This window comes from Micromonospora sp. WMMD1120 (assembly GCF_029626235.1).
Lineage (GTDB): Bacteria > Actinomycetota > Actinomycetes > Mycobacteriales > Micromonosporaceae > Micromonospora.
The window spans coordinates 705,093-721,981 of sequence record NZ_JARUBO010000005.1; the positions used below are offsets into that span (position 1 = coordinate 705,093).

At 73.2% G+C, this 16,889-nt stretch carries 18 protein-coding genes, 1 tRNA gene and 1 pseudogene; 10 read left to right on the top strand and 10 right to left on the bottom strand.

Annotation, left to right across the window (positions count from 1 at the left end; all coding sequences use genetic code 11):
• Nucleotides 1-28: 28 nt before the first annotated feature.
• The 5 genes from O7634_RS03390 to O7634_RS03410 all read right to left on the bottom strand — a co-directional run bounded on the left by O7634_RS03390 (nucleotide 29) and on the right by O7634_RS03410 (nucleotide 5,318).
• Nucleotides 29-1,621 carry an ATP-dependent DNA ligase gene (locus tag O7634_RS03390; RefSeq protein WP_278148707.1) on the bottom strand — a complete coding sequence of 531 codons (1,593 nt, stop codon included), beginning with the start codon at nucleotides 1,619-1,621 and terminating at the stop codon, nucleotides 29-31.
• Between the two features lie 112 nt (nucleotides 1,622-1,733).
• Complete coding sequence (locus tag O7634_RS03395; RefSeq protein WP_278148708.1) at nucleotides 1,734-1,940, bottom strand: hypothetical protein; 207 nt, start codon at nucleotides 1,938-1,940, stop codon at nucleotides 1,734-1,736.
• A 50-nt stretch (nucleotides 1,941-1,990) separates the two neighbouring features.
• Nucleotides 1,991-3,367 (bottom strand): dipeptidase, encoded by a 1,377-nt coding sequence (locus tag O7634_RS03400; RefSeq protein ID WP_278153856.1) that lies wholly within the window; start codon nucleotides 3,365-3,367, stop codon nucleotides 1,991-1,993.
• Between the two features lie 36 nt (nucleotides 3,368-3,403).
• Nucleotides 3,404-4,549, bottom strand: a complete 1,146-nt coding sequence (locus O7634_RS03405) for a M48 family metallopeptidase (RefSeq protein ID WP_278148709.1) — start codon at nucleotides 4,547-4,549, stop codon at nucleotides 3,404-3,406.
• Between the two features lie 100 nt (nucleotides 4,550-4,649).
• Complete coding sequence (locus O7634_RS03410) at nucleotides 4,650-5,318, bottom strand: hypothetical protein (protein WP_347404237.1); 669 nt, start codon at nucleotides 5,316-5,318, stop codon at nucleotides 4,650-4,652.
• Between the two features lie 332 nt (nucleotides 5,319-5,650).
• Here O7634_RS03410 and O7634_RS03415 point away from each other — a divergent pair, with 332 nt between their 5' ends.
• Complete coding sequence (locus O7634_RS03415; protein WP_278153857.1) at nucleotides 5,651-6,052, top strand: rhodanese-like domain-containing protein; 402 nt, start codon at nucleotides 5,651-5,653, stop codon at nucleotides 6,050-6,052.
• Nucleotides 6,053-6,283: 231 nt separating this feature from the next.
• Here the strand turns inward: O7634_RS03415 and O7634_RS03420 are convergent, their stop codons facing one another.
• The 3 genes and pseudogenes from O7634_RS03420 to O7634_RS03430 all read right to left on the bottom strand — a co-directional run bounded on the left by O7634_RS03420 (nucleotide 6,284) and on the right by O7634_RS03430 (nucleotide 9,932).
• Nucleotides 6,284-7,825 carry a cobyric acid synthase gene (locus O7634_RS03420; protein WP_278148711.1) on the bottom strand — a complete coding sequence of 514 codons (1,542 nt, stop codon included), beginning with the start codon at nucleotides 7,823-7,825 and terminating at the stop codon, nucleotides 6,284-6,286.
• 188 nt (nucleotides 7,826-8,013) lie between these two features.
• Nucleotides 8,014-8,979: pseudogene (locus O7634_RS03425) on the bottom strand (cobalamin biosynthesis protein); the annotation flags it as partial.
• A gap of 212 nt (nucleotides 8,980-9,191) precedes the next feature.
• The gene (locus tag O7634_RS03430; RefSeq protein ID WP_278148712.1) at nucleotides 9,192-9,932 is read right to left on the bottom strand and encodes a single-stranded DNA-binding protein; all 741 of its coding nucleotides are present in this window, start codon (nucleotides 9,930-9,932) and stop codon (nucleotides 9,192-9,194) included.
• Nucleotides 9,933-10,236: 304 nt separating this feature from the next.
• On the opposite strand from O7634_RS03430, the gene O7634_RS03435 reads away from it, so the two are divergent.
• Nucleotides 10,237-10,659, top strand: coding sequence for an HPF/RaiA family ribosome-associated protein (locus tag O7634_RS03435; protein WP_278148713.1), 423 nt, complete (start codon nucleotides 10,237-10,239; stop codon nucleotides 10,657-10,659).
• 270 nt (nucleotides 10,660-10,929) lie between these two features.
• Nucleotides 10,930-11,997: an alpha/beta hydrolase gene (locus O7634_RS03440; protein ID WP_278148714.1), complete on the top strand. Its 1,068-nt coding sequence runs from the start codon at nucleotides 10,930-10,932 to the stop codon at nucleotides 11,995-11,997.
• A gap of 16 nt (nucleotides 11,998-12,013) precedes the next feature.
• Here O7634_RS03440 and O7634_RS03445 read toward each other — a convergent pair whose 3' ends face one another.
• On the bottom strand, nucleotides 12,014-12,709 hold the full coding sequence (locus tag O7634_RS03445) for a hypothetical protein (protein ID WP_278148715.1): 696 nt from the start codon (nucleotides 12,707-12,709) through the stop codon (nucleotides 12,014-12,016).
• Between the two features lie 161 nt (nucleotides 12,710-12,870).
• Here O7634_RS03445 and O7634_RS03450 point away from each other — a divergent pair.
• Nucleotides 12,871-12,943: transfer RNA gene (locus O7634_RS03450), tRNA-Arg, on the top strand.
• A gap of 79 nt (nucleotides 12,944-13,022) precedes the next feature.
• Here O7634_RS03450 and O7634_RS03455 read toward each other — a convergent pair.
• The gene (locus tag O7634_RS03455; RefSeq protein WP_278148716.1) at nucleotides 13,023-13,364 is read right to left on the bottom strand and encodes a hypothetical protein; all 342 of its coding nucleotides are present in this window, start codon (nucleotides 13,362-13,364) and stop codon (nucleotides 13,023-13,025) included.
• Nucleotides 13,365-13,561: 197 nt separating this feature from the next.
• On the opposite strand from O7634_RS03455, the gene O7634_RS03460 reads away from it, so the two are divergent.
• The 6 genes from O7634_RS03460 (at nucleotide 13,562) to O7634_RS03485 (ending at nucleotide 16,882) form a co-directional block, all read left to right on the top strand.
• Nucleotides 13,562-13,879: a hypothetical protein gene (locus O7634_RS03460; protein WP_278148717.1), complete on the top strand. Its 318-nt coding sequence runs from the start codon at nucleotides 13,562-13,564 to the stop codon at nucleotides 13,877-13,879.
• Nucleotides 13,876-14,208: a type VII secretion target gene (locus O7634_RS03465; RefSeq protein WP_278148718.1), complete on the top strand. Its 333-nt coding sequence runs from the start codon at nucleotides 13,876-13,878 to the stop codon at nucleotides 14,206-14,208. The genes O7634_RS03460 and O7634_RS03465 overlap by 4 nt, the downstream gene beginning before the upstream one ends.
• 21 nt (nucleotides 14,209-14,229) lie before the next feature.
• Nucleotides 14,230-14,949: a hypothetical protein gene (locus tag O7634_RS03470; RefSeq protein ID WP_278148719.1), complete on the top strand. Its 720-nt coding sequence runs from the start codon at nucleotides 14,230-14,232 to the stop codon at nucleotides 14,947-14,949.
• A 1-nt stretch (nucleotide 14,950) separates the two neighbouring features.
• Entirely contained in the window at nucleotides 14,951-15,265 is a 315-nt protein-coding gene (locus O7634_RS03475) for a hypothetical protein (protein WP_278148720.1), read from the top strand.
• A 70-nt stretch (nucleotides 15,266-15,335) separates the two neighbouring features.
• Nucleotides 15,336-15,833 (top strand): SigE family RNA polymerase sigma factor, encoded by a 498-nt coding sequence (locus O7634_RS03480; RefSeq protein WP_278148721.1) that lies wholly within the window; start codon nucleotides 15,336-15,338, stop codon nucleotides 15,831-15,833.
• Entirely contained in the window at nucleotides 15,833-16,882 is a 1,050-nt protein-coding gene (locus O7634_RS03485) for a hypothetical protein (RefSeq protein WP_278148722.1), read from the top strand. The genes O7634_RS03480 and O7634_RS03485 overlap by 1 nt, the downstream gene beginning before the upstream one ends.
• The last annotated feature ends 7 nt before the right edge of the window (nucleotides 16,883-16,889 follow it).

The following is a 16,889-nucleotide window of genomic DNA, read 5'->3' on the forward strand; positions in this document are numbered from 1 at the left end:
CACCGGCTCGCCGGCGCGGGGCGGCCGGTCAGCCGGTGGGGCGACCCGCGTGGATGGCCCGGACCGCGTCGATGGTGTCCGCCTCGGCGGCGGACTTGTCGTCGCGGTAGCGGACCACCCGGGCGAACCGCAGCGCCACCCCGCCGGGATAGCGCGAGCTGGTCTGCACCCCGTCGAAGGCGATCTCCACGACCTGCTCGGGCCGGACCCGGACCACCCAGTCGCCACGCTCCACCGCGAGGCCGAGGAAGCGTTCGGTCTGCCAGCGCAGCAGCTCGTCGGTGAGCCCCTTGAACGTCTTGCCGAGCATCACGAAGCCGCCGGTGCCCGGATCGCGCGCGCCCAGATGCAGGTTGGACAGCCAACCCTTGCGACGGCCGCTGCCCCACTCGACGGCGAGCACCACCAGGTCGAGGGTGTGCCGTGGTTTGACCTTGACCCAGGCGGCGCCACGCCGGCCGGCGTCGTAGGGGGCGTCCGGCGCCTTGACCACCACGCCCTCCTGGCCGGCGTCCAGCGCGGCGGCGAACGCGGCGGCGGCCTGCTCCGGATCGTCGACCTCCATCCGCCCGACCAGCAGCGACGGGTCCGCCAGGGCAGCCAGGGCGGCCCACCGCTCCCGGCCGGGCAGGTCGATCAGATCCTGGCCGTCGAGGTGCAGCAGATCGAAGAAGTACGGAGTGAGCACCGTCGTGCCCGTGCTGGCCGCCGCCGCGAGCACCGCCGGAGCGACCGGGGTGGCCCCGGTGGTGCTGGGGGTGGTGCGCCGGGCCGCCCGGCTGGAGGTCTGCTGGAAGGGCAGTGGACGGCCGGCCTCGTCCAGACCGATCGCCTCGCCGTCGAGCACCACCTCGCGGCCGGGCAGCGCCCGGACCGCGGCGACCACCTCGGGCACCCGTGGGGTGATCTCGTCGAGGCTGCGGGTGAAGACGGCGATGTCACCGCCGGAGCGGTGCACCTGGATGCGGATGCCGTCGAGTTTGACGTCGACCACCGCCGGTGTGCCGGTCGCGGCCAGCGCCTCGTCGACCGAGGGGGCGCTCTGCGCGAGCATCGGCGCCAGCGGACGGCCGACCCGCAGACCGAAGCCGGCCAGCTCGGCGGCGCCGCCGGCCAGCGCCGCCACCGCCACGGCACGCAGGTCACCGGCGAGCAGCAGCGCCCGCCGGACGGCCGCGACCGGCACCTCGGCGGCATGGGCCACCGCGTCGGCGAGCAGCCCGGCCTGGGCGCCCTGGCGCAGCTCACCGCTGAACAGGCCGGTGAGCAGGCGCTGCTCGTCGGCCGTCGCCGCCGCGTAGAGGGCGCCCAGCAGCGCCCGACGCCGCGCCTGCGAGCCGGACCCGTGGACCGCCGCGATCTGCGCGATGGCCGCGTCGACGGCGGCCACTGTCAACGTCGGCTCGGCGGCCGGCGGCGGCAGGTCACGCAGGCTCGCATAACCCACCCCGGTCTGCCGTTGCCGCAGCTCACCGGCGAGATAGCCGGCGCCGGGCTCGACCTCGGACGGGTCCAGCCGACGCAGCGCCTCGGCGAGCAACAGCACCTTGGCCCGGCGCCCGCTGGTGGCGCTGACCGCCGCGGACGTGGCCGCCAGATCGAGGAACCGCACGCTGCTCATCCTGCCAGTCACCTCCGACACCGCCCGGGCATTGCCGTGCCCGGGCGGTGTCGGCAGGGTGCCGCCCACTCACGCGGACGACGGATCAGGGCCTGTCGCGTGAGGCAGGCTCTCAGGCGGAGACGGGCTCCTCGATGCGCAACCCCCGGGCCCGAACCTCGCCGGCGACCCGGGAGAGCACCGAGTCGAGGGCGACCAGGGCGGCGGAGAGCTCGCCGAGCTGTTCGTTGAGAGTCTCCTCCGACCACGCCGAGACGTCGACGTCGCCCAGCGCGCTGACAGCGGCCCCCAGCCGGGCCATCACCTCGTTCGTACTCATGTACGAAAGGCTATACCAGACGACGATCCGACACGCCGTAAACACGCAGATCAGACCCGAAGTTGCCGGTCTGCCGGCCCCCGCTGACCAGCCGCTGCCGCCACCTTGCCGAGCAGCAGCGCCTCGGCGAGACACACCCGGGCGAATTCCCCCAGGTGCAGACTCTCGTTCGGGCCGTGGGCGCGGGCGTGCGGGTCCTCCACACCGGTCACCAGGATCGCCGCCTCCGGGAACATCTGCTGGAAGGTGGCGATGAACGGGATCGAGCCGCCGATGCCGATGTCCACCGGGTCGGTGCCGTCCCAGGCGGCCCGGAAGGCCGAGCGGGCAGCGTCGAACATCGGCCCGGACGCGTCGATCACGCACGGGTCGCCGTCGTGTTCGAGCGTGACGGTCACCCGCGCACCCCACGGCGTGCGCTTCTCCAGGTGCGCGCGCACCGCCGCGTACGCCCGCTTGGGGTCGTCACCCGGGGCCAGCCGGATGCTGAGCTTCGCCTTCGCGGCTGGGACCAGGGCGTTGGGCGCCTCGCCGGTGGACGGGGCGTCGATGCCGAGCACCGCCACCGCCGGCTTGGTCCAGAGCCGGTCGGTGATCCGGCCGGTGCCGATGAAGCCCACGCCCTCGGCGAGCCCCGCCTCGGCCCGGAACCGGTCTTCCGAATAGTCGACGCTGGCGCCCTCCCGGCCGACCAGCCCGTCCACGGTCACGTCGCCCGCGTCGTCGTGCAGCGTCGCCAGCAGCCGCACCAGCGCGGTGAGCGCGTCCGGCACGGCACCGCCGAACATGCCGCTGTGCACCGCGTGGTCGAGCGTACGCACCTCGACGAAGCAGTTGACGATGCCGCGCAGGGAGGTGGTCAACGCCGGTACGCCGACGTCCCAGTTGCTGGAGTCGGCGATCACTATGACGTCCGAGGCGATCTCGTCACGGTGCTCGACCAGCAGCCGCTCCAGCGAGTCCGAGCCGTACTCCTCCTCGCCCTCGACGAAGAGCACCACGCCGACCGGCAGCGCGTCCCCGTACGCCCGCAGCGCCGCGACGTGCGCCATGATGCCGGCCTTGTCGTCGGCCGCGCCCCGCGCGTAGAGCCGGCCGTCGCGCTCCACCGGCTCGAACGGGTCGGATTCCCACAGCGACCGGTCGCCGATCGGCTGGACGTCGTGGTGGGCGTAGAGCAGCACGGTGGGAGCACCGGGCGGGGCGGCCCGACGGCCGATCACCGCCGGCTGGCCGCCGGAGCGCACGATGTCGACGTCCAGGCCGCAGCCGCGCAGCAACTCCGCGACCGCCTCGGCGGAGCGTTCCACGTGCGAGTGGTCGAAGCCCTCGAAGGCGATGCCGGGAATGCGGACGAGGCGTTCCAGGTCGGCCCGGACGCCGGGCATCTCCCGCTCGACGGCTGCCCGCACCTGGGACTCGGACATGATCGGTGAGGTCATGCCCGGCATCGTATGCCGGCCTTACCGGGCCGTGCCGGCGGAGCCCGTACCCTCGTCGTCTCCCCACGGGGCGGCGCCCGCCCGCGCGCCGGGGCCGGCCCGGCCGGCGCGGCGCGCCCGGCCGGCGGCCTCGGTGGCGGCGTCCATCCAGGAGCGGGCCCGACCGGCGGTGCCGCCCACCCACTCCCCGACGTCGCTCGCTCCGTCGCCGAGCCGGCGCAGCAACCCGACCAGCGGGTCGGTGGACCGGCTGAACTCCTCCCGGTACGACTCGGCGGCCGCCTTGATCTCCTCGGTGACGCTCGTCGAGCCGTCGTCGTCGCGGCGCGGATAGTCCCCGGCCAGCACCCGCCCGTACGCCCCGGAGTCGATCCACTGGCGCACCTGCGCCGCCCGTGCCACCGGCGTCGGGTGGCTGCTCCAGGCGGTCATCCGGATCTTGTGCAGGCTGTCGCGCAGGTCTCCCCCGCCGGCGTACTCGGCGGCCTGCTCCAGGAAGGCGGTGGTGTCGACCTGCGACAGGTCACCACCACCGGCGAGTTTCATCAGCAGCCGCAGCGCGGCGGCCGGGTCCTGCCCGGCGAGCAGGCCGGCCCGGTCGGCGGACAGCTCCGCCTTGCGCCACCACTCCAGCATCGCCGCGATGATCGCCCGCAACGCGAACGCGCCCACCGGCAGCCAGCTCAGGTTGGCCGCCCAGCGGGTGAGGATCATGAGCATCGTCTTGTAGACCGCGTGCCCGCTGCCCACGTGCCCCAACTCGTGGCCGAGCAGGCACCGCAGCTCGTCCTCGTCGAGTTGCTGCACGCAGGCCGAGTTGAGCACGATGAACGGCCGTTCCAGACCGACCGCCTCGGCCCCCAACCAGGGCGACTGGGTCACGTACAGCTCGGGCAGCTCGGCCACGTCCAGCGCCGCCGCGGCCTCGGTGTAGCGCTGCCACACCGCCGGGTACTGCCGGTGGTCGACCCGGATGCCGGAAGCCAACACCGACAACCGGAAACCCCGCTCGTTCCACATCCCGAAGAACGCCCGCACCACGTCGTCGAAACCGCGCAGCTCGCGCAACGCGACCAGGGCGCCCCGATCGGCCGGGTGCTCCCAGGCGCGGGAGCTGATGCCGGTGAGGGTGATCCGACGCCGCGCGGGCGATTCCGTTGCCGACATGGTGAGTCCCCCCGATCGCCGTGGCTCCTCGCATCGTGCCCCAGCCGCTGTCCGGCGTCCATGCCGCGGCCGCTCGTCCGCTCGGGCGGCGCCGGCCGGGTCAGCGAATCCGCACGTAGTAGCGGTCGGCGTCGTGCGGCAGAGCCGGCGCGCCGTCGACCAACAGGTCGGCGTGTGCGCGGGTGTCGTCGGCGGCGAAGTGCGCCCGCTCCCCGTCGTGCCACCGCCGCAGGTCGGGCAGGATCTCCGGCCCGTCCCGGGCCACCGCGCGGGCGAGCCGCAGCGACGCGGGCGCGGTGACGAACACGGCAAGGGTCAGTTCCGGCCGCACGACCGCCCGGGCGGCGCTCACCCCCTCCACCACCAGCACCGGCGCGACCGGCACCGGAATCACACGCGGCAGGAAGCGCCCGCGCACCCAGCTGTACCGCCGGTACCCACCCGGTTCGCCGTCGCGCAACGGCGCGAGCACCCCGTCGTCGAGCCGGGGCCAGAAGGTGACCTGGTCGTCCCAACCGTCGAGCAGGTCGTCGGTGTGCACCACCGGCGGTCGCCCGCCAGGCAGCGCCGCCAGGGCATCCGCGAGCCGCGCGGCGAACCGGCTCTTGCCCGCGCCACTCGGCCCGTCGACGGCCACCAGCCGGGTCCGCCCCAACCGCGCCGGGCCCTCGAGCACCCGACGTGCCAGTTCGGCGTACGCCTCGACGACCGCCACGGGCGACCCACCAGTCCGACGGTCGGACAACTCCGGAACCTCCTCCCGACGCATCACCACACACGTCCCCACCGGCTCGCGAGCCCGCCGGCGGCCATGATCGTGCTCGATCGCGGATGGAGTGGTACCCCGATGACCCGGATGCCACTGCTTCCACGATGTTGCGCGATCTTGTGGCTGCGGGTCCACCGAAACCGCCACCGCGGAAACGTCAGTGGATCACCTCAGCTCGGGCCGTCGCCGCGCACCGGTGACCCGTCCGGCTGACCATCCTGCTCGGGCGCTGTCACGTCCGGGGGAATTGGGGTGGCGACGGGTGACGGGCATCCCGTTCGCCGCCGGCGCTGCCACCGAATCGGCATGATCGGGTGGTGCTCCGAGACGTGATGAGCCCCGGCATAGACGCCCTGCTCGAACAGGCCCGCGCCGGGCTGCACCGACTGACTCCGCAACAGACCGTCGAGGCGGTCCGAGGCGGTGCGCTGCTGGTCGACACCCGTACCGATCAGCAACGCCGCGAACAGGGCGACCTGCCGGGCGCGGTCGTCATCGACCGGACCGTGTTGGAGTGGCGGCTCGATCCGGCCAGCGCCTGGCGGATCCCGGAGGCCACCGGCTACGACCGGGAGATCGTGCTGGTGTGTCGGCAGGGCTACAGCTCCAGCCTCGCCGCCGCCAGCCTGCAGACCCTGGGACTGCGCCGGGCAACCGACATGATCGGCGGCGTCGACGCCTGGCTCGCGGCCGGCCTCCCGACGACCGACCGCCCCGCCGACATCCGCCCCTGACCAGATCCGCCCCTACTCGGACCGCCCTGATCAGGCCCGCCTCGGCTCGGACCCGCCCCTGATCAGGCCCGCCCCAGCTCGGACCGCCCTGATCAGGCCCGCCTCGGCTCGGACCCGCCCCTGATCAGGCCCGCCTTAGCTCGGACCCGCCCCGGCTTTGACCCGCCCTTCCGTCCGGCGGTCTGACCCGGGACCGTGCTTCCCCCGCCCGTCGGGTGAGCGCCGAGTCGGTCAGGTTTGTGGTGCGCCGGGCGGGATGAAGGGCAGGTCCGGTGGTGGACCGAAGTCGATCAGGTGCCACAACGCGTCGGTGTCGAGGTGTTCCTCGACCAGGTCACCGAGTAGGTCGAGGGATCGTTCCCGGGCGGCGGCGAAGCTGGTGGACGGCGCGACCCGGAACCCACTGCGGCCGGCCAGGCGGGCCGCCTCGGTCAGGAACCAGCGGCGGAACTCGTCGGACTCGAACGCCCCGTGCCAGTGCGTGCCGTGCACCACGCCGAGCACAGCACCCTCGCCGACCCCGTCGTCGCCGGTCAGCAGCGGTGTCAGACCGGGATCGGTGTGGGAGACGTACCCGTGGTGGATCTCGTAACCCCGCACCGGAAGGCCACCGTGCCCGGTGCCCACCGACTGCCGGACGGTCTTGCGCGGATCGAAGGTGATCTCGATGGGCAGCAGGCCGAGCCCGGGCACGCTGCCCCGTCGGCTCTCCACCGGGTCGTGGATGGCGCGACCGAGCATCTGGAAACCGCCGCAGAGCCCCAGCAGCGGCTTGCCGGCCGCCACGTGGGTGCCGACCGCGTCGGCGAGGCCGGTCTCGCGCAGCCAGGCGAGGTCGGCGACGGTCGACTTGGAACCGGGTAGGACGACCAGGTCGGCGGCGGCCACCTCGGCGGGCTCGATGGTGAGGCGTACCCGGACGCCCGGCTCGGTGGCGAGCGCCTCGACGTCGGTGGCGTTGCTGATCCGGGGTAGCCGGACGACTGCCACGTCCAGCCATTCGGTGCCAGCCGGGGCTGCGGGCCTACCGAGCACCCGGCCGTAGGCCAACGAGTCCTCCGCGTCGAGCCACAGGTCCAGCGCCCAGGGCAGCACCCCGTACGTGGGGCGGCCGGTCACCTGCCGCAGCATGTCCAGACCCGGCTGGAGCAGCCCGAGGTCGCCCCGGAACTTGTTGATGACGAAACCGGCGACCAGCGCCTGGTCGGCCGGGTCGAGCAGGGCAACGGTGCCGAACATCGAGGCGAAGACGCCGCCCCGGTCGATGTCACCGACGACGATGGTGGGCAGGTTCGCGTGCCGGGCCAGCCCCATGTTGACGTAGTCGCCGGCCCGCAGGTTGATCTCGGCCGGGCTGCCGGCGCCCTCACAGATCACCACGTCGTACGTCGCGCGCAGCTCGGCCAACGCCGCGTACGCCGTCTCGGCGAGCCGGGGCCGCAACTGCCGGAAGGTGCCGGCGGTGATGGTGTCCACCGCCTCGCCCAGCAGCACCACCTGACTGGCCAGGTCGCTGCCCGGCTTGAGCAGCACCGGGTTGAACCGCAGGTCGGGGGCGAGCCCGCAGGCTGCGGCCTGCATGGCCTGGGCTCGCCCGATCTCGCCGCCGCGCCCGTCCGACCCGACCACCACCGCCGAGTTGTTCGACATGTTCTGCGCCTTGTACGGCGCCACGCTGACGCCCTGCCGGTGCAGCCAGCGGCAGATGCCGGCGGTCAGCACGCTCTTGCCCGCGTCGGAGGTCGTCCCGGCGACCAGCAGCCCACCACTCATCGCCGGGTCCCCCGGTCGATCGCTGCGGTGGCGGCTCCACCCCGGTCGACCAGCCCGCGCCGACCGACAAGCCCTCCCCGCGTGACCAGCCCACGTCGACCGACAAGCCCTCCCCGCGTGACCAGCCCACGATCTTCGACCAGCCCGCCCCGCGTGACCAGCCCGCGCCGGCTGGCGGCCAGACCCCGCCGCCCCAGCGCGCCGAGCAGGCGGCCGACAGTCACCGGATAGGCGGCGGCCAACCCGACCGCGGCCAACCCGACCGCGCCGGAGATGCGCGCTGCCCGGCGCAGGTGTCGCGCCTCCGGACGGGGACCGTCGCCGAGGAACGGGCGCACCTCGGAGCGCCCGAAGTAGACGTTCCGACCGCCGAGACGCACACCCAGCGCTCCGGCCATCGCCGCCTCGCACTGGCCGGCGTTGGGGCTCGGGTGGTCGTTGCGGTCGCGCCGCCACACCCGCCAGGCCCGTTGCCGATCGCCGTGCGCGACCGGCGCGACGGCGATGGTGAGCAGCCCGGTCAGCCGCGACGGCACCAGGTTGAGCACGTCGTCGAGTCGGGCGGCCGGGGTGCCGAACCGCGCGTAACGTGCCGACCGGTGCCCGACCATCGCGTCGAGGGTGTTCGCCGCGCGGTAGCCCAGCAACCCCGGCAGCCCGGCGACCGCTCCCCAGACCAGAGGGGCGACGACCGCGTCGGAGGTGTTCTCCGCCACCGACTCGACAGTGGCGCGGGCCAGTTCCGACTCGCCGAGCGTCGACGGGTCCCGTCCGCAGAGGTGTCCGAGGCGTCGCCGGGCGGCGGGTAGATCGCCGTCGCGCAACGTCCGACCCATGACCGTCGCCTCGTTCCGGAGCGTACGACCGCCCAGGACCGTCCACGTGCCGGCGGCCACGAGCACCGCCCGGGTCACCGGTCGGTGTCGGGTGGCCACCGCGGCGACCGCCCCGAGCAGCACCGGCCCGCTGACCGCCAGCGCGGTGAACGCGGTGCCCGCCGCTCGGTCCGGTCGGTAGAGGCGGCGCTCCAGTGCCCCCGCGGCCCGCCCGAAGCCGGCCACCGGGTGCCATCGGCGTGGGTCACCGAGCAGCCTGTCCAGCGCGTACCCGGCCAGCAGCCCCACCGCGTTCGCCACCGGCGCTGTCCGTCGCACCCGCACCACCTCCGGCCGGCCAGCCTAGACGAGCAACCCGTGAGCCGACCGGGCCCACGATGATTCCTGAATATCCTGATGGCGCTCGATGAACAGTCCGGGCGCCGCCGCCGCCGGGGTGACGACGCCGGTCGCGTCGCCACCCCGCCCCCGTCGTGCCGGGCCGGTGCCGAACCGGAGGCCGAACCCGGTCCCTCCTGCCCAGCCACGCGTCAGGCCGGTTGCGGAACCCGGCCCCGAGCACGCCGCCCCCGACCGGGCCGTGCCGACTCCGGCTGCCCCTCGTCCGGCACCGGACCCAGCTCGTCGTCCACGGCGGCGTCGGTGTCGCCGTCGCTCGTCCCGGCCGGCGCGGCCGACTCGTCGTCGAGATCCACGAGGTTGAAGTCGCTGGCGGCCGAGAGGTCGTCGTCACCGTCGCCGAACGGGCTCACGCGCAGCTCGGTGTAGTCCGGTAGCTCGAAGTCGTCGTCCAGCGGGCGGTCGTCGGGCACCACGGGCGCCTGCTCGGCAGGCACCGCCTCGGTGGGCTCGCCGTGCACCCGACTCTCGGTCTCCTCGTCCTCCACGGTGCTTGTCGTCATGCTCGGCCGGTTGCGCAGGAACCGCGCCCGACCACGGGACAGGTCGTGGCCGACGGCCACCGCCTCCAGCTCGTAGATGGTGCGGTGGGTGCCCGAGTCGTCGACCCAGTCGCGGGTGTAGAGCCGGCCACAGACGACCACCGGGTCGCCGACCATGACGGAGGCCGCCACCCCCTCGGCGAGCTTGCGCCAACAGTTGACGCGGACACGCAGCGAGTTGCCGTCGACCCACCGGCCACTGTCCCGGTCGAGTCGGCGGGCCGTCGAGGCCACCTTGAAGTTGGCCACCAGGGTGTTGCTCTGGGCGGTACGCCGCCACTGGGGCGCGGTCAAGACGTTGCCGATGATGGTGAGATGAGTGTCGAACATAGCCCCTCCGGGAAGATGGGAACCTGCCAGCGCGAGTCGACTCGGCATCGAGCCTGGGCGCTGCGGACGATCGACACCAGCCACCGCCCCCGCCCTGTGGACGACGGGTCCACCTGTGGAAAACGCCCTGATCACGCCCGGATGTGGTAGGCGCGACCCACGCGAGCCGACGCCGACGGTTTCCCGGCCCCGCCGGACTGGGTAAGGACTTGATCAACGCACCACCGACAGCTCCACGTCGACGAGAGGTCAGCGCCATGATGATCACTACCTTCGGCTCCGCGAACGCTTCCGGGGCGCGGCGATGAGCGCCGTGGCGAACCCCGCCACCGTGGCTGAGTGCCTGCGGGTGGGTGCCGGGTTCTCCCAGGGCGACCGCAACTGGATCGCCGAGCAGTTCGCCACCCTCGACGCCCGGCTCGCCGGCTTCCACGCCGACGCCACCGAGCTGGAGGTGTCGGTGAAGGACCGCGAGGCCCGCGGGCAGAAGGTCACCCTGGAGTGCTGGATCGCCGGCCGGCAGAAGATCGTCACCACCTCCACCGAGGAGGACCTGCACGCCGCGCTCAACGACGTCCGCGACGACCTGCGTCGCCGGCTCAACGACGCCAAGACCCGCCAGGAGCCGCGCAACAACAAACACCTGCGCGACATCCCACAGCCCCAGGGCGAACCGGACCCGGTCGACGAGCAGACCCCAGCCCGAGCCGACGCAGAAACGGTCTAACCCGCCCCGACCCCGCCCGGCCCCGGCCCCGCCCTGCCCCGCCCTGCCGATCTTGCACTTACTGTCGCGATATAACGGGCAATCCCGGCGTATCACCGTTCGAAAGTGCAAGATCGACGGGGACGGGGCGCGGGGACGGGGCGCGGGGACGAGAGCGCGGGGTGCGGGGACGAGAGCGCGGGGCGCGGGAGCGAGGGCCGGGCACGGGAACCAGGGAGGGCAGGGCGCGGGGCTACCGCTGGGTAGGTGCGCGGGCGTAGCGTCGCGGGCGTGGAGCCGGACGTGTTGGGGCCGCCGTACGAGCGGCAGACGATCGACCTGGGCACCGACGACGAGGGGGCCGTGGTCGCGACCCTGGTCCGGCGACGGGCCGAGCGTCCGACCGGGCGGGCCGTCCTCTACGTGCACGGGTTCGTCGACTATTTCTTCCAGACCCACCTGGCCGACTTCTTCGCCGCGCGGGGCTGGGATTTCTACGCGCTCGACCTGCGGAAATACGGGCGGAGTCTGCTGCCCGGGCAGACCCCCAACTTCTGCCGCGACATCAGCGACTACTTCCCCGAACTGGACGCCGCAGCCAAGATCATCCGCGCGGACGACGGGCACGACACCCTGCTGGCCATGGGCCACTCCACCGGCGGCCTGATCCTCTCGCTCTGGGCGGACGCCCGTCGCGACAGCGGCGTCATCGACGGCCTGGTGCTGAACAGCCCCTTCTTCGACCTGAACGCCCCCTGGGCGTTGCGTCGCCCCATCGCGGCCGCCGTCTCGCGGCTGGGCCGCAGGGCGCCGCACCGCATCGTGCCGCTCGGGCTCGGCACCGTGTACGGCGAGAGCCTGCACGCCGACCACCGCGGCGAGTGGACCTACGACCTGGAGTGGAAGCCGCTCGCCGGGTTCCCGGTCCGGGCCGGCTGGTTGAACGCGATCCGCACCGGTCAACGCCGGCTGCGCGCCGGCCTGGACGTCCGGGTGCCGGTGCTGTTGGCCTGCTCGACCCGCTCCTTCCGCAGCACCAGGTGGCACGACAACGCCACCCTGGCCGACACCGTGCTGGACGTCGAACACATGGTCCGCTACGCGCCCCGCCTCGGTCGCCACGTCACGCTGGCGCGCTTCGAGGGCGGGCTGCACGACCTCACGCTCTCCGGCCCCGCCGTCCGCAAGAGGTTCTTCGACGAGGTCGGCCGGTGGGCCGAGGCGTTCCTCGCCGCGGGTCCCACCGCCCCGGCGGCGGCGACTCCGATCGCCGCCGACCCGCCCACCAGCGACTCACCCCAGGGCGGTGCGGCCACTGCCGACGCGAGCCCGACCGGAACGGTCACCGCCGACAGCTGACCGGGCGGGGTTCGGCTCAGGCGTGGTCGGACGGGGCCGGAAGGACGGCCCGGATCCGGTCGAAGGTCGCCACCGGGTGCGCGCCGGCGCCGGGCAGGACCAGACCGAGGCAGTACGGCGACACCTCCCCGGTCGGCTCCGCCTGGACGATGAAGACCGGTGCGCCCACGTACCCCGATGGCAGTTCGGTGGTGATCCGCACGGCGTCCCCGTCGCGGACGACGCGCTCGATCGCGACCTCAAGCGGTCGCGAGCCGTCTCCGCGTACCCCGTGGGCCAGCACGAAGGCGGAACCGGCGTCGGCGGTGAGGTGGGCGACCACCTCGGGCCCGGCGGCGATCCCCACCGGCACCGGCTGGACGCGCCACCGCCAGCCGCCGTCGCCGGCGTAGCGGTGCAGGCCGGCGGTCGGCAACACCGCCACCCCGTCCGGGAGGAAGCGGGACCAGCCCGGCGCGATCTCGCTCTCGGCGACGGCGTCCGGGGCGACTCCCGCCGGCTCGGTGACGCTCGACCGCAGGCTCAGTTCACCACCCGACGCGCCCACCAGGTCCGCCGCCGTCAGCAGCCACTCCCCCACCCTGTCGTCGCCATCCTGGAAGAAGAACGCGGTGCCGAAGTCGATCTCCGATCGGTACGGCAGGATGGCCCGGCCGACGACCTGACACAGCTCGTAGGCGACGTCACTCTCAGTGTCGGAATCCAGCAACACCAGCCCACGGTACGGTCCCGAGCAGGGTTGTTCGCCGGTAACCGGGATGCCCGAAGCGCCACCGACATGAGACCCTGCTCGGCAACGTGGACGCGGGCACCCTTTACGCCGTCGGGCAGCCGGACGGCGGTACCCTCTGGGCGCGACGATCTACGTCACACGCGCCCGTAGCTCAGCGGATAGAGCAGGGGACTTCTAATCCCAAGGCCGCAGGTTCGAATCCTGCCGGGCGCGCCCCTCCCTTCCGGGTGACGAGCCGTTCGTCGCTGGGGGCGGATCAGCAGCGTCCTGCCTCGATGGCGCCGATGCGGGGTCAGGCAGCCAGCCGTACCGCCAGGAGGACGACAACGGCGGTCGCGGCGACGGCGAGCAGAGTGCGCGGCGTCCGGAGGCCCCGCCACCACGGAATCGCCCAGAGCAGCAACCACATGACGCCAGCGATCAGCACGTGCCAGCCGACCACCCGGAGAGTGGTCTCCTCGCACATGTTGTCGGCCGCGGCCTCTTCGCACAGCCCCGGCGTGCCGTGCGGCTGGTAGAAGTAACTCGCCGTGAATCCGCCGATGCAGGCTAACACCGGAGCCGCCAGCAGGGTGAGCAGCGGCGTCACCAACCAGCCGGCGACATCCCGGCGCCGATCCGTCAGCCACTTCACCGGCAGCAGATTAGCGTGCGCTGATGGCCCCCACCGATGGCGGACCGGTGGTGCGGGAAGGGGACCCACCCGTCGACGTTATCTCGGTAGATCGGTCCACCCATGTCTCGGGTGGACGTCGCGGTGAGCGCTTGCGGGGCACCGGAAACGACCACTCCCCGTTAGGCTCGCCGGTACGGGCCGCAACGGGAGGTGTGATGGTCAACCCCACCCTGGAGATGCGTCGCCTGGCCGGCAAGGTCGCCGTACTCCTGGCGGGTGTCTATGTCCTCGTCGTGTTCGGCGCGGCGGTGGCCACGGCGAGCGGTGACGGCGTTCCGTGGTGGGGTTGGCTTCTGCTCCCGCTGCCGGCGGTTCCGTTCGTTCCGTCGGTGACGGCGGCCGCGCGTCTGCACCGCACCAGCGACCCGGAGCGGACGCGGGCGTTGTGGCGGCGCAGCCTCGGGTTCGCCGGCGTCGGCCTGGTGCTGGTGATCGTCGTGGCCCTCGTCCTGAACGCGGCGGGCGGATCATGACCTTCACGGTGCACCCTCCGGCGCTGCGCGTCTACGCCGACCAGCTCGCCGAGGCCGGCAAGGCGGCCGAAGCCGCGAAGACCTATGTCCATACGCACGGCTCGTTCAGCCTGCACGAGCGTGGGCTGCTGGGGATGGCCGCGCCGGGCCACCGCAACCTGGTCGACGCGCTCGACGAACTGCTGAGCCACCTCGGCGCCCTGACCGGGACGTCTGCCACGGCGTTGCGGCAGGTCGCCGACCGGTACGAGCAGACCGACTCCACGATCGCCGCCGACCTCGACGCCACCTACCCGGCGGTGCCGCGCCCCTCTCCCAGCCGCGACTGACCCGCTCATCGGGAGGCCACGATGGATGATCCGACCCGGTTCCTGACGGAGCCGGCCAAGCCGGAGAGCAGCATCAGCAACGGCTTCGTGAACCCGATCGACCTGTTCAACTACGTGAGCCCGTCCGCCTGGATCAACGCGACAATCAACAAGCCGACCGGCGTCGACGTGTTCGGCTGGATGACCACCTGGCTGAGCGGCGACTGGGAGGCGATCTGGAAGTTCGGCGACGCGATGGGCAACCTCGCGGCCTGCCTGCAACAGGTCGGCATCAACATCCAACAGGGCATGCTCGACCTGGACCGACAGTGGGACGGGCACGCCAACGACGCCGCCCACCAATATTTCTCCCGGCTGGCCTCGGCCACCAGCGGGCAGCAACTGGAGCTGTACAAGATCCGCGACAACTACCATAAGGCCGCCAACGGGGCGTGGCAGCTCTCCAACCAGCTCGGCAACATCCTCCAGGCGCTCGCCGACAAGGCGGTGATCGCCGGCATCGCGGCCGCCGCCGGCACGATCACGGCGGAGACCGGCGTCGGCGCGGTGGTGGGCTACGGGGTCGCGGCGCTGATGGTGGTGGACATGCTCGCCCTCATCAACAAGGCGTCCCTGCTGATCAACACCGCCGGCACCGTCATCCTCGGTCTCTTCGGCACCGCCATGGATGTCGCCTACCAGGGCGGCGACCTGTCGACGATCAAACTGCCCGCCCTCGCCTACACCGCACCGGGAGCCTGACGTGCCCGACGAGCCGGACGACGACCTGCACCGCGACCTGACCCGGATGGCCGGCAACCCGGCGCTCGCCGCCGGGGTACGCGAGAGTCTGCGGCGGCTCGCCGCCGGCGGGGCGAGCCCCGAGTTGGCGGCGCTGGCACGGGACGTGCTGTCCGGCCGGTCCTCGTTGCGCGCCGCCGCCGACAACGAGGCGATCACGGGGCAGTTGTCCGAGCGGATCGGGCGCTTCCAGCAGTGGCAGGCGGAGTTGACGCCCGAGGAACGTGAACACTTCCTCGCCGACGTCCGCGCCCGGTTCGGGGCCCAGGAGGGCTGACCGCGAGCGGCGGCGCAGGAAGTGCCCGGCCGGTGTCTACGGGCCGGCCGGCCCACGGCGTTAATAGGGCGTGACGTTCGAGGAGTACGCGTTCGCCCGCACCTCGGCGCTGGTACGGCTCGCCCGGCTGCTGACCGGCGATGACCACCGCGCCGAGGACCTGGTGCAGGACGTCCTGGCCCAGGCGTACGCGCGGTGGGGACGCATCGGGCGCACGGACCGCCCGGACGCGTACGTCCGGCGGATGCTCGTCAACGCCCACCACTCCTGGTGGCGCCGCCGCAGCAGCCGGGAGGTCTCCGTCGCCGCCGTCCTCGACCGGGCCGGCGACGTGGACGAGGCCGCCGCTGTCGCCGAGCGCGACGCACTGTGGCGGTTGGTGCGCGAGCTGCCGGCGCGTCAGCGCACCGTGATCGTCCTGCGTTACTACGAGGATCTCGACGACGTGCTCATCGCCGAGCTGCTCGGCTGCTCGACCGGCACCGTCCGTACCCACGCGAAGCGCGCGCTGGCCGCGCTGCGCGAACGGCAGCAGGCACCGTCCCCCGCACGGGCAGGAGACTTGTGATGTCCAGCGACCTCGATCAGCAGCTCGCCGCCGCGCTCCGGCGGCGCGCGGGCGGTGACGTCGACCCGACGCCGATGGTGGAACACGCCCTTCAGCACGGTCGCCGGCTCCGGCGGCGTCGCCGCGGGCTCCTCGCCGGCGCTGTGGCGGCGGCATGTGTCGCGGTGACCTCGCTGGTCATGGTGGTGTGGGCCGGTCGGACCGGGGACCACCCGATCCTGCCGGCCACGGCGCTGCTGCTGCCGGACGCCTCGACGCGGGCCGGCGCCCTCGCCCGCCCCGGGGAGGTCGGCGCGGACCCGGCGACCGTGCACTTCACGACCGACCCCCTGATCGGCGACGCCGAGTACGCGACGTGGCGCGCCGGGCGCGGCACCGAGAGCGTCGAGTTCCGGGGGCCGGGCGGTCAGGCCCGTTTCGCGCTGGCACGCAGCGAGGTCTCGCTGAACGAGCTGCCCCAGACGTTGTCCTCGGCCGGCACGCCGCAGCCCCGCGTCGACGTCCGGGTCGGAGAGCTTCCGGGGGTCGCCTGGTTCGACCCTTCCGGTGACCGGAAGCTGTGGTTCATCCGCTGGCAGCCGGCGGACGGGCTCTGGGCCCAACTGGACGCGTACGCGTCCACGAGCGACGAGGCGATCGGCACGGCCGGCCGGGTCCGGTTCGACGTGGCACACCGCTGCGTGGTGCCGTTCCGCCTGGAGTCGCTGCCGCGCCAGACGCGACCGCTCGAATGTTCGGTCACGCTCGGCCGGGCCGGGCGGGACGTCTTCGTGGAGGGCGCGGTCGTCGTCGGGGACGACAGCGGTCGGTGGCTGACGGTCCGGGCGCAGCGGACCCGGGCCGACCGCGGCGTGCGGCCCGGGGAACTCGCGGCGGGGCCGTACCGGGTGCGGCGGCAGGGCGACGACGTCCTGGAGATGACGGTGCGACAGTGCGCCGTCGAGGCGTTCCGGAAGGGTTGGGGCGAGGGTTACACCGAGGCGGAGGGCCTGGCGATCCTCGGCGGCTACCGAGCGGCCGACGACCTGGACCGCCCGGACACCTGGTGACGTCGGG